This is a genomic window from Roseateles sp., assembly GCF_044373315.1.
In the GTDB taxonomy this organism is placed as follows: domain Bacteria; phylum Pseudomonadota; class Gammaproteobacteria; order Burkholderiales; family Burkholderiaceae_C; genus JACDQM01.
Genome location: NZ_JBILQK010000009.1, coordinates 44,600 through 58,555, shown reverse-complemented (window position 1 = coordinate 58,555; position 13,956 = coordinate 44,600). Strand labels below are relative to the sequence as shown.

Below are 13,956 nucleotides of genomic sequence, written 5' to 3'. Positions count from 1 at the left end.
TCCGCCAACTCAGAATCTTGACTGCTGCGCTCGGAAGGTTTGAGCCCTTTGGGCGGAAGGCGCAAGTTTCTGTTGCTGTCCTGGTTTCGTGGGCCCCGTGAGGGGCAGCTGCTGCCAGGCAGGCAATGCGCCGAGCTCTCTGGTGCCGGCGCCCAGAGGCCGCCGCAGGAAGGGCGGCCGCAGGAAGTGGCCCCGTGCTCCGTACAGATCCGAACAGCCCGCTGACGTATCAGCGAACCCTGAACCGCTTGCCCGACTGGCAGGCCAGCTGACAGCAGTCGATGAATACACAGGATGCAAAGCGCGTCCTCGAGACCGCGCTGATTTGCGCCCAGCAGCCTTTGACGCTGCGCGACATGCGCACACTGTTCGCCGATGGGCTCGGCGCTGACAGCGTGCGCAGCTTGCTTGATGAGCTCGTTCGCGACTGGGACGGGCGTGGCGTCGAGTTGGTCGCGCTGGCTTCCGGTTGGCGCTTTCAGAGTCGCCCCGAGCTGCGCGAGTTTCTGGACCGTTTGCATCCGGAAAAGCCTCAGCGCTACTCGCGTGCCGTGCTCGAAACCTTGGCCATCATCGCGTATCGGCAGCCGGTGACGCGCGGTGATATCGAAGACATCCGCGGCGTGGTGGTGTCGACGCAGATCGTCAAGCAGTTGGAGGACCGGGGGTGGATCGATGTGATCGGCCACCGTGAGGCGCCGGGCCGCCCGGCCTTGTATGCGACGACGCGCCAGTTTCTTGATGATCTGGGCTTGGCAAGCCTTGAGCAACTCCCCGAGCTGGGGCAAGGCGGCGATGCCTCGCCCGAGTTGGTTCAGTTGCTGGACAAGCAGCAGGGCTTGCCGCTTGTTGACAGTGAGTCTTCCACTGATGAAGTTGGTGCTGGCGCGATCGAGCAGTCTGCTGATGGCCACGCATCCGACCCGTCCCCACTACCGAATGCGTCCTCGCCTGACCTCGACGACGCATCTCAGCCGGCTGAGCCGGCTTCCGAGTCTCCCGCTAGCCAGAAGGTGCAAGCTGACGCATGAATTCCGATACCACTGATCCCAAGGACGCTCCGCAGACCGAAGAGGCTGCGGCCGCCCCCAAGCGTCGCCGCAGCCCGGCGCGCGCGAAGTCCGCAGACGCTGTTGAGGCCGGCCCGGCTCTCGAGTCCGCCGCCGGTGAGGCGGCGCTTGCTGAGGCCAAGCCGGTGAAGCCACGCGCACCCCGCAAGACCGCGGCCAAGGCCGCAGCAGCGGAGGCCGAACCTGCGCTGTCCACCGATGGTGGCGACTTGCCGGCTGCTGCGCCGCTTGAGCCCAAGCGTCGTGCGCCTCGCAAGACGGCTGCAGCCGCAACGCCTGTTGAAACGTCGGCAGCCGTGCCGGCTGTTGTGGTGGCGCCTCTGGAGCTGCCGCAGGTCGGGAGCGCGGCCGATGCACAGGCTGACACCGTAGCTTCGGATGCGGTCGCGGGTGCGGAGCAGGTCGAGGGCGATGATGGTGAGCGTGAGTCGCGTGGTGGGCGCAATCGCCGTCGTGGTCGGCGTGGTCGCGGCGACGGCGAGGTTGGTGAGCAGCCCCGCGAGGCACGTGAGCCGCGTGCCGTTGAGGGCGTCTCGACGGAGCAGGTGCAGGCTGAGGCGGGTGAGCGTTTTGCGCAACTGCTGGCTGGCGAGTTCGATGGCTCCGATGAGGAGCCCGTGGCTGATGCTGCGGAGCAGGACAACAAGCGCGTGCTGGCTCCTGAGCCAGACGCGCCCAAGCTGCAGAAGGTGTTGGCGCAAGCTGGCGTGGGCTCGCGACGCGATATCGAGGAAATGATTGCCGAGGGCAAGATCGAGGTGAATGGCGAGGTGGCGCATATCGGCCAGCGCATCTCCTTCGGCGACCGGGTGCATGTCAATGGCAAGCAGATCCGCGTGCGGATCTCGCCACCGGCTCCGCGCATCCTGGCCTATCACAAGCCGACCGGCGAGGTGGTGACCTTCAACGATCCGGAAGGTCGTCCGACGGTGTTCCGCCGTTTGCCCAAGCTGCATCCGGGCAAATGGCAGTCAGTGGGCCGCCTTGACCTGAATACCGAGGGTCTGCTGCTCTTCACTAACTCCGGAGAGTTGGCCAACCAGCTGATGCATCCACGCTTTGGCGTGGAGCGCGAGTACGCGGTGCGTGTGCTGGGCACACTGGACAGCGAGCAGAAGGCGCGTCTGCTGGATGGTGTGATGATTGACGGCCAAAAGGCTGGCTTCAAGAGCATCGAGGATGGCGGTGGCGAAGGTGCCAACCATTGGTATCGCGTGGTCATCACCGAAGGCCGCAATCGCGAAGTGCGCAAGCTCTTTGATGCGGTCGGCCTGGCGGTCAGCCGCTTGATCCGAATTCGCTACGGCACAGTCGTTCTGCCTCGTGGCCTCAAGCGTGGCGTCTGGGTCGAGTTGGATGAGGCTGATGTGCGGGTGATCCGTCGTCTGGCTGGCGGCGGTGACGCGCGTCGCGACGGGCCGCGCGAGGAGCGTGGTGGTGAGCGTGGTGATCGGGAAGGGCGTGATCGCAACAAGCGCCGCAATGAGCCGCAGCGCAACGCGGGCGGCGGTCCGCGCCCGAGTCGCCCTGAGCCGGCTCAGCGGCCGCCAGAGTCGCGCCAGCCGGAACGCTCGCGTGATCGCGACGATGAGGACGATGACTTCATCCCGCATAACATCAACCCGCTGGAGCAAACTTTCGACCGTCGGTTTGCCGGAAAGTCCCGCGGCTTCCCCAGTGGTTTTGGCGCGGGCGGCAGCAATGCCGGCCAGGGCGGCGCTCGGGGCGGCAAGGGCGGCGGACGTAAGGCCGGCGATGGCCCGCGTGAACCCGATCCCATGCAGACCTCGGTTGGCTATATCGGTGCCGACGCCTTTGTGCGGCGCGGTGGCGGTGGCCGCAGCGGTGGTGGCGGACGTAGCGGCGGCGGCGGTGGCGGTGGCGGTGGCGGTGGTGGTGGTGGTGGTGGTGGTGGCAATCGCGGCGGCGGTAGGCGCCGCTGAAGCGCGGACCGTCCGGCTTGACACCGGGCTGACAACATCAAGCGCTACAATCTAAAGCTTTGCCAAGTCCCAGATTTCAGGAGAAAAAAATGGCTATCGAACGTACCCTTTCCATCATCAAGCCCGACGCAGTTGCCAAGAACGTGATCGGCCAGATCTACGCCCGTTTTGAAGGCGCCGGCCTGAAGGTCGTCGCTGCCAAGATGGTTCACCTGTCGCGCGGTGAAGCGGAAGCTTTCTACGCCGTGCACAAGGCACGCCCCTTCTTCAATGATCTGGTCAGCTTCATGATCTCCGGCCCGGTGATGATCCAGGCGCTGGAGGGTGAGAGCGCCATCCTGAAGAACCGCGACCTGATGGGCGCTACCGACCCGAAGAAGGCCGAAAAAGGCACCATCCGCGCCGATTTCGCCGACAGCATCGATGCCAATGCCGTGCACGGCTCGGACGCTCCCGAGACCGCCGCAGCTGAAGTGGCATTCTTCTTCCCTGGCATGAACGTTTACAGCCGCTGAGTCGGCGCTGCCTCTGGTGACTGGCCATGAGGCCATGGATGGAGGCAAGACCATGAACGCAGTCAACCTGCTTGGATTCGATCTGGAAGGCCTGGCTGCGTTTTGCGAGCAGCTGGGTGAAAAGCGTTTTCGCGCCACCCAGCTGTTTCGTTGGATCCATCAGAAAGGCGCCGCTGATTTCGATCAGATGAGCGACCTTGCCAAGTCCTTGCGCGAGAAGCTGCGCGACAAGGCCCATATCGCGGCGCTGCCCGTGATCTCCGAACATGTTTCGACCGACGGCACAATCAAATGGTTGTTCGACGTCGGTGCCGGCAATGCCGTCGAAGCGGTATTCATTCCCGAAGACGACCGCGGCACGCTTTGCGTGTCCAGTCAGGCCGGCTGCGCCGTCGGCTGCCGGTTCTGCTCCACCGGCCACCAGGGCTTTAGCCGCAACCTCGAGACTTGGGAGATCCTGGCCCAGCTCTGGTATGCCGAGCACAGCCTGCGACTGCGCGGCCAGAGCACCGAACGCCAGATCACCAATGTGGTGATGATGGGTATGGGTGAGCCGCTGCAGAACTACACAGCGCTGGTGCCAGCCCTCAAGGTGATGCTGGACGACCATGGCTATGGCCTGTCGCGCCGGCGTGTGACCGTGTCGACCTCGGGCGTGGTGCCCATGATCGACCGGCTGCGTGACGATTGCCCGGTGGCGTTGGCGGTGTCCTTGCATGCACCGAGTGATCCTCTACGCGATCAGCTGGTGCCGCTGAACAAGAAATACCCGATTGCCGAGTTGCTCGAGGCCTGCAATCGCTATCTGGACAAGGCGCCGCGCGACTTCATCACCTTTGAATACTGCATGCTCGACGGCGTCAATGATTCGCCGGAGCAGGCCGAGGAACTGGTGGCACTGCTGCGCGGCAAGGTCTCGTGCAAGCTGAACCTGATTCCCTTCAACCCCTTCCCTGCCTCGGGCCTGAAACGCAGCTCTCGCGAGCGCGTGATGGCGTTTGCCGAGGTGCTGATCAAGGCCGGGTTGGTGACCACCGTGCGCAAGACGCGCGGTGACGATATCGATGCGGCCTGCGGCCAGTTGGCCGGCGAAGTGCAGGACCGAACCCGCGCTCACGAGCGCATGGTGCGCGCACCGGTGCGGGTGCATCGGCGCGGCACGGTTGTTCCAGCCAAGGAGACATCGCGTCCATGAGAGCACTTCGCCAAAGGTTCACTCAGTGGCAGTTGCTGGCTGGTGCCGGTTTGCTGGCGTTGCTGTCGGCATGTGCCGGTCCGCAGGCAGGCAGCGGTTCCGAGCCGCGTACCGCGTCCGACCAGACCGATGCTGATCGGCGCGCCGCTGTGCGTGTTGAGCTCGCGGCCGGCTACTTCGCGCGCGGACAGCACAACACCGCGCTTGACGAGATCAAGCAGTCCCTGGCCGCCAAGCCCGACTATCGCGAGGCCCTCAACCTGCGCGGCCTGGTCTACGCGGCCCTGGGTGAGATGGCTCTGGCGGACGAGAGTTTTCGGCGTACGCTGAGCCTTTACCCGCGCGACGGCGACACGCTGCACAACTACGGATGGTTCCTCTGTCAGCAGCGGCGCTGGAGCGAGGCCTTTGGGCAGTTCGATCTTGCGCTTGCGCAGCCACAGTACCGCGGCATGGGCCGCACGCTGCTGGCCAAAGGCGTGTGCGAGGCCCGTTCGGGCCGACCGGTCGAGGCTGAGCGCTCGCTCTCGCGCGCCTTCGAGATGGACCCTGCCAGCCCGGCCATTGCGGTCAACCTGGCGGATGTGCTGTTCCGTGCCGGCCAGTTGGAGCGTGCGCGCTTCTACGCTAAACGCGTCAATGACCAGCCCGAATTGAGCAACGCGGAAAGCCTGTGGTTGGGCTTGCGCATTGAGCGTCGGATGGGCAATCGCGCAACCGTTGACGAGCTGAGCCAGCGACTGCGTCAGCGCTTCCCGCAGTCGCGTGAGAAAGAACTGCTCGACAAGGGCCAGTACGATGAATGAAGGGGAGCGGATGTCAGCGATCTTGAGTGAATCCGGCGTCAGCGATGCTCCCAAGGCAGCGCTGTCAGCCGGAGCCTTGCTGAAACAGGCCCGTCTGGCCAAAGGCCTGCACATTGCCGCGTTGTCGGTTCAGCTCAAGGTGCCGCAATCGAAGCTGGAGGCCCTGGAGGCTGATCGCTACCAGGCACTGCCTGACGCTACTTTTGCGCGCGCTTTGGCCACGGCGATGTGCCGCGTGCTGAAGGTGGATGCGGCGCCGGTGCTCGCCTTGTTGCCACCCAGCAGCGGCGGTTCGCTGGAACGGGTGTCCTACGGTCTGAATCAGCCCTTCCGCGAGCGCCCGACGCAGGACGAAGGCATGTCCTTCGATGCCTTCAAGCGTCCGGTGGTCTGGGGGCCGTTGCTTTTGCTGCTGGCTGCGCTGTTGATCTATCTCTTGCCTGAGCGCTGGACGGCCTTCGGCGGTGCAGCGCCGGCGGTCAGTGAAGCCTCATCGCCGCTGCTGCCGCTCGATCTGCCAGCCAGCCAGGCTGCTGCGCAGCCACCACTAACGGCCGTGACGCCGGCTGTCGCTGCCAGTGTTGCTGTGGTGCAGCCACTGCTGACCGTGCCGCCTGCCCCGCCATCGGCGCCACCATCCGGCGTCGCCGTCTCGGCGCAGCCTGGCATGGCGCCGGTGCGCTTGCGCGCCAGCGCAGAAACCTGGGTGGAGCTGACTGATGCGCGCGGGCAGGTGGTGTATTCCAAGCTGATGCGCGCCGAAGAACAGGCTGAACTTGAGCTCGCCCTTCCGGCCCGGCTGCGCGTGGGCAATGTGGCCGGCACTGAGCTGACGCTGCGTGGTGTGCCCTTCGATCTGCTGGCGCGGTCCAAGGACAATGTGGCACGCATCGAACTGAACTGAACCCTCTCAACTGAGCAATAGATCGAATATGAGTGAGAGCAGCAATTTGCGCGCTGGTCTGGACATGATCGCAGCCGCCCGGCCGGGAGCTCGTCGCAGCCGTCAGGCCACCGTGCGCTGCGGTTCGCGGATCGTAACCATCGGTGGCGACGCCCCGGTGCGTGTGCAATCGATGACCAACACCGACACGGTGGACGTGATCGGCACGGCGATCCAGGTCAAGGAACTGGCGATCGCTGGATCGGAGTTGGTGCGCATAACTGTCAATACGCCTGAGGCCGCCGAGGCTGTGCCGCACATCCGCGAGCAACTCGACCGCATGGGCATCGATGTGCCGTTGGTCGGCGACTTCCACTACAACGGCCATCGCCTGCTGACCGACTATCCGGCCATGGCACAGGCCCTGTCCAAGTACCGCATCAACCCTGGCAATGTGGGCAAGGGCGACAAGAAGGACCGTCAGTTCGCGCAGATGATCGAGGCGGCGATCAAGTACGACAAGGTCGTGCGCATCGGCGTCAACTGGGGCAGTCTGGATCAGGAGCTGCTCGCCGCGATGATGGACGAGAACGCCAAGCGCCAGCAGCCCTGGGATAGTCAGCAGGTGATGTATCAGGCATTGATCCAGTCGGCGCTTAGCTCGGCCGAGTATGCGCGCGAGCTGGGCATGAACCCGGACAACATCATCATCAGCTGCAAGGTCAGCGGTGTGCAGGACCTGATCTCGGTCTATCGCGCGCTGAACGAGCGCTGCGATTACGCGCTTCATCTCGGCCTGACCGAGGCAGGCATGGGTACCAAAGGCACGGTGGCTTCAGCTACGGCGCTGGCGGTGCTGCTGCAGGAGGGCATTGGCGACACTATCCGCGTCTCCCTTACGCCGCAACCTGGCGAGTCACGCACCCAGGAAGTGGCGGTCGCGCTGGAGATCCTGCAGTCGCTGGGCCTGCGCGCCTTCAACCCCAGTGTGACGGCCTGCCCAGGCTGCGGGCGCACCACCAGCACCACCTTCCAGGAGTTGGCCAAGCAGATCGACGATTTCCTGCGTGCACAGATGCCGATCTGGCGCGGCAAATACCCTGGCGTGGAGAACCTTAAGGTCGCAGTCATGGGCTGCATCGTCAATGGACCCGGCGAGAGCAAGCATGCCGACATCGGCATCAGCCTCCCGGGGACGGGCGAGGCGCCTGCGGCACCTGTCTTCATCGACGGAGAGAAGGCTCTGACGCTGCGCGGCGAAAACATCGCCAGCGAGTTCCACGCGCTGGTCGAGAACTACATCGAGAAGCGCTTTGGTGGCGCAGCTGCCTGAGCCCGAGCGCGAAGAACAACAATGACCGAACAGAAGAAGCTCCAGCCCTTGCAGGCTGTGAAGGGCATGAACGACATCCTGCCGCCAGACTCGGCGCGCTGGGAGTGGCTGGAAGCCAAGATGCGCTCGGTGCTGCAGCGCTATGGCTACCAGAACGTGCGCACGCCCATCGTCGAACCCACGGCGCTGTTCGTGCGAGGCATCGGCGAGGTGACCGATATCGTCGAGAAGGAGATGTATGCCTTCGAGGACCGTGCCGACAAGCATGGCCAGGCAGAGCATCTGGCCCTGCGCCCCGAGATGACTGCGGGTGTGGTGCGCGCCATGATCGAGCACAGCTTCCTGCGCGATTCGGGCCGCCGGCTCTACTACTTCGGCCCCATGTTCCGCCGCGAGAAGCCGCAGAAGGGGCGCTACCGCCAGTTCCACCAGATGGGCGTGGAGGCCCTGGGCTTCCACGGTCCGGATGTGGACGCCGAGGTCATCCTGCTTGGCTGCCGTCTGCTGCGCGAACTGGGCCTTAAGGACGGCGAACATGTTCGCCTGGAACTGAACTGCCTGGGTGCGCCCGAGGAGCGCCGCGCCCACCGCGAGGCCCTGGTGCTCCACCTGGAAGCGCACAAGGCCCTGCTGGACGAGGATAGCCAACGCCGCATGTACACCAACCCGCTGCGCGTGCTGGACACCAAGAACCCGGCCCTGCAGGACATGGCCAATGCAGCGCCCAAGCTGCTGGACTTCCTGGGCGAGGCCTCTCTGGCGCATTTCAACGGCGTGCGCGCCATCCTGGATGCGGCCGGCATTGCCTACACCCTCAACCCGCGCCTGGTGCGCGGCCTGGACTACTACAACCTCACTGTGTTCGAGTGGGTGACCGAGAAGCTGGGTTCCCAGGGGACGGTCTGCGGCGGCGGCCGCTATGACGGCCTCATCGAGCAATTGGGCGGCAAGCCCACGCCGGCCGTTGGCTTCGGTATGGGCATGGAACGCATGTTGCTGTTGCTGGAAGAGGTGGGCGTGGCGCCCGCCGCGCCGGCCCCCGATGCCTACGCGGTCGTGCCCTCGGCTCAGGGCTTGCCCCAGGTGATGGTCGCGCTGGAAGTTCTGCGCGCAGCGGGCGTCAGCGTGATTCTGCATCCGGGCCAGTCCAGCATGAAATCCCAGTTCAAGAAGGCTGATGCCAGCGGCGCAGCCTATGCCCTGGTGTTCGGCGAGGACGAACTGGCCCAGGGCATGGTCTCGATCAAGCCGCTGCGCAACGAAGGCGCGGCGCAATACACCCGTCGCATCGATGCGGCTTCCGACTGGGCCTCCGAGCTGCTCAACGCATAATCGCGGCTCTTTACCCCTTACACCTCTAGCCCACAAAGCTTCACATGGCGTCGCATCTCGATCTCGAAGAACAAGAACAGCTGGAACAGCTGAAGGCTTTCTGGAAGCGCTACGGCAACCTGATCACCTGGCTGCTGACCTTGATCCTGCTGGCCTTTGCTGGCTGGACCGGCTGGCAGTACTGGCAGCGTGAGCAGGCGGTCAAGGCCGCCACGATGTATGACGAGCTGGACCGTGCCGTCAAGGCCGGCGACGCGGAGAAGGCGGGCCGCGTGATGGCGGATCTGAAGGAACGCTTTCCTAGGACCACCTATGCCGCGCAGGCTGCCTTGCTGGCAGCCAAGGTGCAGCTCGACAAGGAGCAGGCTGATGCAGCGCGCGCCAGCCTGAGCTGGGCAGCCGAGAACGCCGTCGAATCCGAGTACCGCGACATCGCCCGTCTGCGTCTGGCCGGCCTGCAAGCGGATGCTAAGCAGTATGACGAGGCAGCTAAGACGCTGGACGGCGTCAAGGGTGTCGAGTTTTCGGCGCTGGTTGCGGACCGACGCGGCGACCTAGCTCTGCTGACGGGCAAGCCCGACCAGGCCAAGGCCGAGTACCAGAAGGCCTTTGCTGCAATGGAACCCAAGCTTGATTACCGCCGTGTGATCGAAGCCAAGCTGGCGAGCCTGGGTGTTGCCGCGCCGGACGAAGCCGCTTCTGCGCCCAAGGGAGCCAAACAGTGAGCATTGCTGCCTATCGTCATTCGCTGAGCGCCCTTGGCGCCGCGCTGCTTCTGTCAGCCTGCTCGATCTTCAGCAGCGGCCCGGCCGTCAAGCCCGCGGCGCTTGAAGCTCTCACGCCCTCGATTGCCGGCCGCGTGGTCTGGAATAGCCAACTCGACAGCCCGGGCTTCCCGCTGTCTGTGGCGGCGAGGGGTGAGCAGTTCATCGTCGCCGGGGGTGACGGGGTGGTTCAAGCCTTGCAAGCCGGCACTGGCAGCGTGCTGTGGCGCAGTGAGCCGCTCGGCAAGCTGGCTGCTGGCGTGGGCAGCGATGGCCGTTTTGCCGCCGTCGTCACGCGTGGCAATGAGCTGGTGGTGCTGGATGCCGGCAAGCCGCTGTGGCGCAAGCCTTTGAATTCGCCGGTGTTCGCGGCGCCTTTGGTAGCCGGTGAGCGCGTGTTCGTGCTGACGGTTGATCGCGCTGTGTTGGCCTTCGATGCGCTGGACGGCCGGCGTCTGTGGGATCTGCGCCGCCCCGGCGAGCCGCTGACCTTGTCGCAGCCCGGTGTGATTGCTGCCTACAAGGACACCCTGGTGGTGGGGCAGGGCCCGCGTCTGGCCGGTGTCGACCCTCTGCGCGGCACGCTGCGCTGGGAGGCGAATGTGGCCAATCCGCGCGGCACCAACGAGGTCGAGCGTCTGGCCGACCTGGTGGCGCCGATGTTCCGTCAGGGCGAACTGCTGTGTGCCCGCGCCTTCCAGTCGGCGGTCGGCTGTGTCAATGCAGAACGTGGCTCGATGCTCTGGAGCCGCAACAATGCCGGCCGCCAGGGTGTCAGTGGCGATGCGGAGTTCGTCATCGGCGCCGATGCTTCGGACCGCATCAGCGCTTGGAAGATCGCCAATGGCGACGTCGCCTGGACAGCCGAGCAGTTCACGCAGCGCAAGTTGAGCGCACCGCTTGTCGTAGGCGCCACCGTCGTGTTTGGCGACTACGAAGGCTATGTGCACTTCCTGGCGCGCGACAGTGGCAAGACCCTGCTGCGCCTGCCCACCGATGGTTCCGAAATCACCGTGGCGCCGGTCGCCATCGGCAACACGGTGCTGGTCGTTACGCGCAAGGGTGGCCTCTACGCCATGCGACCGCAGTAAGACGGCAGCACTGACTTGACCCTGAGAGAACAATAAGAACATGAAACCCGTCATCGCCCTGGTCGGACGACCCAACGTGGGCAAGTCCACGCTCTTCAACCGGATGACCAAGAGCCGCGATGCCATCGTGGCGGACTTTGCCGGCCTGACGCGTGACCGTCACTACGGTGATGGCCGCCAGGGTGATCAAGAGTTCATCGTGGTCGACACCGGCGGTTTCGAGCCGGACAGCACCACCGGTATCGTCAAGGAAATGGCCAAGCAGACTCGCCAGGCCGTGGCCGAAGCGGATGCGGTGATCTTCGTCGTCGATGTGCGGACCGGTCTGTCGGGCCAGGATCAGGACATTGCGCGTTATCTGCGCCAGGCCAACAAGCGCGTTCACCTGGCTGTCAACAAGGCCGAAGGCATGAGCGACTCGCCGCTGCTGGCCGAGTTCCATGAGCTGGGTATGGGCGAGCCGCACCCGGTCTCTGCCGCCCACGGCCAGGGCATTCGCAGCCTGCTGGAGGCGGTGTTGGAGCCGTTTCAGTCGGACGAGAACGAGCCCGCCGAAGAGGAACACGAAGGCGTGATCCGGCTGGCGGTGGCTGGCCGCCCCAATGTGGGCAAGAGCACGCTGATCAACACCTGGCTGGGCGAGGAGCGCCTGGTGGCCTTCGACATGCCTGGAACCACGCGCGACGCGATCGCCGTGGATTTCGAGCGCAATGGGCAGAAGTTTCAGCTGATCGATACCGCCGGCCTGCGCCGCAAGGGCAAGGTGTTCGAGGCGATCGAGAAGTTCTCGGTGGTCAAGACCTTGCAAGCCATCGCCGATGCCCATGTGGTGCTGCTGCTGCTGGATGCGACCCAGGGCGTAACCGATCAGGATGCGCATATCGCTGGCTACATACTTGAAAGCGGGCGTGCCGTCGTGCTGGCGATCAACAAGTGGGATGCGATCGACAGCTACCAGCGAGAGCAGCTCGCGCGTTCCATCGAGCACCGGTTGGCATTCCTGAAGTTTGCGCCTGTTCACCACATCTCGGCGCTTAAGCGCCAAGGCCTGGGCCCGCTGTGGAACGCGATGGCGGATGCCTATGCGTCGGCCTACAAGAAGATGACCACGCCAGTGCTGACCCGCCTGATCCAGGAAGCGGTCGAGCACCAGACGCCCAAGCGCAGCGGGCATTTCCGACCCAAGTTGCGTTATGCGCATCAGGGGGGCATGAACCCGCCCATCGTCGTGATCCACGGCAACTCGCTGGAAGGCGTCACCGAGGTCTACAAGCGTTATCTGGAAGCCCGCATCCGCGCCCACTACAAGCTGGTGGGAACGCCGCTGCGTATCGAATTGCGCTCCTCCAAGAATCCTTTCAAGGACGAGTAAGTCCCCAGCCCTGCAGCAGCAGGGCGCATGGCCCTGTGTTAAGGTGCCGAAACCGAGTCAACCACTCACTCAACACGGAGCAAATATCGTGAGCAACAAAGGACAACTCTTGCAAGATCCTTTTCTGAACCTGCTGCGCAAAGAACATGTGCCGGTGTCGATCTATCTGGTCAACGGCATCAAGCTGCAAGGTCATATCGAGTCCTTTGACCAGTATGTGGTGCTGTTGCGCAATACCGTAACCCAGATGGTCTACAAACACGCCATCTCGACCGTCGTGCCGGGTCGTGCCGTGAACTTCCACGCTGCCGAGAGCGGCGGTGGTGAGCCCTCCTGAAGGCGATGGGCATCCTCGCCCCTGACGCAAGACCTTGAGTTCCGCCCACTTCCCCCAGACGTCGCCGCCCTCAGAGGCGGCGCGCGCCATTCTTGTGGGCGTCGATTTTGGCCGTGGTGCTGCTTTCGACCCCACGCTGGATGAGCTGGCCTTGCTGGCCGAATCGGCCGGTGACACGCCAGTAGCACGCGTCGTGGCTAGGCGGCAGGCGCCGGATGCTGCGCTTTTCGTCGGGTCTGGCAAAGCGGACGAGATCAAGCTGCTGGTGCAAGCTCATGAAGCGCACACGGTGCTGTTCGACCAAGCGATTTCGCCGGCTCAACAGCGCAATCTGGAGCGTCTGCTCGGCGTGCCTGTTGCTGACCGTACAGCGCTGATCCTCGAGATCTTTGCTGCGCGTGCCAAGAGCCACGAAGGCAAGCTTCAGGTGGAGTTGGCGCGCCTGCAATACCTGGCCACGCGCCTGGTGCGGCGCTGGAGCCACCTGGAGCGTCAGAGCGGTGGCATCGGCATGCGAGGTGGTCCAGGTGAGGCTCAGATCGAGCTGGACCGGCGGATGATCGATGACCGAATCAAGGTCACCAAGGAGCGCCTCAAGAAGGTGCAGCGCCAGCGCAGCACGCAGCGGCGCGCACGCGAGCGCAATGCGGTGTTCCGTGTGTCGCTGGTTGGCTATACGAATGCAGGCAAGTCCACGCTGTTCAACGCGTTGGTGAAAGCGCGCGCCTACGCAGCCAATCAGCTCTTTGCGACCCTGGACACCACGACCCGATCCTTGTATCTGGAAGCGGCGGGTCAGAGCGTTTCGCTCTCGGATACGGTGGGCTTCATTCGCGATCTGCCGCACAAGCTGGTCGCCGCGTTCAAGGCGACACTGCAAGAAGCGGCTGAGGCCGATCTGCTGCTGCATGTGGTGGATGCGGCGTCTGCACAACTGGATGAGCAGATGATCGAGGTCGAGCGCGTGCTCGACGAAATTGGTGCTGAAGGTATTCCGCAGATTCTTGTCTACAACAAACAGGATCTGCTGGACGAGAACCAGCGTCCGCGCAGCGCCATGGACTGGATCGAACGCCCGGGAGGCTTGCGTGTGCCGCGCGTGTTCGTCAGCGCTGTGGAGGGCACGGGCCTTGAGGCGTTGCGCCGCCAGATCGTTGCGGCAATGCGCGACCAGGGTGTCGAGCTGCCGGACTTGAAGGCTGAAGAAATGGCGCCATCTGGCGATGGCGCGCTACAACCATTGAGTGAATGACAGGTCATGAGCATGAACAAGATTGAGTCCATTGGCTCGGCGGGTCCCCAGCAGGGGCTGTCG

At 64.3% G+C, this 13,956-nt stretch carries 13 protein-coding genes; all 13 read left to right on the top strand.

Going from position 1 to position 13,956, the window contains the following annotated elements:
• Positions 1 to 281: 281 nt before the first annotated feature.
• Positions 282 to 1,031, top strand: a complete 750-nt coding sequence (scpB, locus tag ACIQ67_RS04170) for an SMC-Scp complex subunit ScpB (RefSeq protein WP_397533092.1) — start codon at positions 282 to 284, stop codon at positions 1,029 to 1,031.
• The gene (gene rluB, locus ACIQ67_RS04165) at positions 1,028 to 3,013 is read left to right on the top strand and encodes a 23S rRNA pseudouridine(2605) synthase RluB (RefSeq protein ID WP_397533091.1); all 1,986 of its coding nucleotides are present in this window, start codon (positions 1,028 to 1,030) and stop codon (positions 3,011 to 3,013) included. The genes scpB and rluB overlap by 4 nt, the downstream gene beginning before the upstream one ends.
• A gap of 89 nt (positions 3,014 to 3,102) precedes the next feature.
• Complete coding sequence (gene ndk / locus ACIQ67_RS04160) at positions 3,103 to 3,528, top strand: nucleoside-diphosphate kinase (protein ID WP_397533090.1); 426 nt, start codon at positions 3,103 to 3,105, stop codon at positions 3,526 to 3,528.
• Positions 3,529 to 3,580: 52 nt separating this feature from the next.
• On the top strand, positions 3,581 to 4,723 hold the full coding sequence (gene rlmN / locus ACIQ67_RS04155; protein ID WP_397533089.1) for a 23S rRNA (adenine(2503)-C(2))-methyltransferase RlmN: 1,143 nt from the start codon (positions 3,581 to 3,583) through the stop codon (positions 4,721 to 4,723).
• A complete protein-coding gene (gene pilW / locus ACIQ67_RS04150) occupies positions 4,720 to 5,529 on the top strand; it encodes a type IV pilus biogenesis/stability protein PilW (protein WP_397533088.1) in 810 nt (269 codons plus the stop codon). The genes rlmN and pilW overlap by 4 nt, the downstream gene beginning before the upstream one ends.
• A 10-nt stretch (positions 5,530 to 5,539) precedes the next feature.
• Positions 5,540 to 6,433: a helix-turn-helix domain-containing protein gene (locus ACIQ67_RS04145; protein WP_397533087.1), complete on the top strand. Its 894-nt coding sequence runs from the start codon at positions 5,540 to 5,542 to the stop codon at positions 6,431 to 6,433.
• A 28-nt stretch (positions 6,434 to 6,461) separates the two neighbouring features.
• The gene (ispG, locus tag ACIQ67_RS04140; protein WP_397533086.1) at positions 6,462 to 7,745 is read left to right on the top strand and encodes a flavodoxin-dependent (E)-4-hydroxy-3-methylbut-2-enyl-diphosphate synthase; all 1,284 of its coding nucleotides are present in this window, start codon (positions 6,462 to 6,464) and stop codon (positions 7,743 to 7,745) included.
• A 21-nt stretch (positions 7,746 to 7,766) separates the two neighbouring features.
• Entirely contained in the window at positions 7,767 to 9,077 is a 1,311-nt protein-coding gene (gene hisS, locus ACIQ67_RS04135; protein WP_397533085.1) for a histidine--tRNA ligase, read from the top strand.
• Positions 9,078 to 9,121: 44 nt separating this feature from the next.
• Positions 9,122 to 9,802 carry a tetratricopeptide repeat protein gene (locus tag ACIQ67_RS04130; protein WP_397533084.1) on the top strand — a complete coding sequence of 227 codons (681 nt, stop codon included), beginning with the start codon at positions 9,122 to 9,124 and terminating at the stop codon, positions 9,800 to 9,802.
• Complete coding sequence (gene bamB, locus ACIQ67_RS04125; protein ID WP_397533083.1) at positions 9,799 to 10,932, top strand: outer membrane protein assembly factor BamB; 1,134 nt, start codon at positions 9,799 to 9,801, stop codon at positions 10,930 to 10,932. The genes ACIQ67_RS04130 and bamB overlap by 4 nt, the downstream gene beginning before the upstream one ends.
• A gap of 40 nt (positions 10,933 to 10,972) precedes the next feature.
• On the top strand, positions 10,973 to 12,304 hold the full coding sequence (der, locus tag ACIQ67_RS04120) for a ribosome biogenesis GTPase Der (protein ID WP_397533082.1): 1,332 nt from the start codon (positions 10,973 to 10,975) through the stop codon (positions 12,302 to 12,304).
• A gap of 88 nt (positions 12,305 to 12,392) precedes the next feature.
• Complete coding sequence (hfq, locus tag ACIQ67_RS04115) at positions 12,393 to 12,641, top strand: RNA chaperone Hfq (protein WP_397533081.1); 249 nt, start codon at positions 12,393 to 12,395, stop codon at positions 12,639 to 12,641.
• Positions 12,642 to 12,675: 34 nt separating this feature from the next.
• Positions 12,676 to 13,893: a GTPase HflX gene (hflX, locus tag ACIQ67_RS04110; protein WP_397533080.1), complete on the top strand. Its 1,218-nt coding sequence runs from the start codon at positions 12,676 to 12,678 to the stop codon at positions 13,891 to 13,893.
• The last annotated feature ends 63 nt before the right edge of the window (positions 13,894 to 13,956 follow it).

What these genes read in the sequence shown, in the direction of transcription:
- ACIQ67_RS04130 (WP_397533084.1), top strand. Translation starts at nt 9,122, where the DNA reads ATGGCGTCGCATCTCGATCTCGAAGAACAAGAACAGCTGGAACAGCTG.
- ndk (WP_397533090.1), top strand. Translation starts at nt 3,103, where the DNA reads ATGGCTATCGAACGTACCCTTTCCATCATCAAGCCCGACGCAGTTGCC.
- hisS (WP_397533085.1), top strand. Translation starts at nt 7,767, where the DNA reads ATGACCGAACAGAAGAAGCTCCAGCCCTTGCAGGCTGTGAAGGGCATG.
- pilW (WP_397533088.1), top strand. Translation starts at nt 4,720, where the DNA reads ATGAGAGCACTTCGCCAAAGGTTCACTCAGTGGCAGTTGCTGGCTGGT.
- ACIQ67_RS04145 (WP_397533087.1), top strand. Translation starts at nt 5,540, where the DNA reads ATGTCAGCGATCTTGAGTGAATCCGGCGTCAGCGATGCTCCCAAGGCA.
- rluB (WP_397533091.1), top strand. Translation starts at nt 1,028, where the DNA reads ATGAATTCCGATACCACTGATCCCAAGGACGCTCCGCAGACCGAAGAG.
- rlmN (WP_397533089.1), top strand. Translation starts at nt 3,581, where the DNA reads ATGAACGCAGTCAACCTGCTTGGATTCGATCTGGAAGGCCTGGCTGCG.
- der (WP_397533082.1), top strand. Translation starts at nt 10,973, where the DNA reads ATGAAACCCGTCATCGCCCTGGTCGGACGACCCAACGTGGGCAAGTCC.
- ispG (WP_397533086.1), top strand. Translation starts at nt 6,462, where the DNA reads ATGAGTGAGAGCAGCAATTTGCGCGCTGGTCTGGACATGATCGCAGCC.
- scpB (WP_397533092.1), top strand. Translation starts at nt 282, where the DNA reads ATGAATACACAGGATGCAAAGCGCGTCCTCGAGACCGCGCTGATTTGC.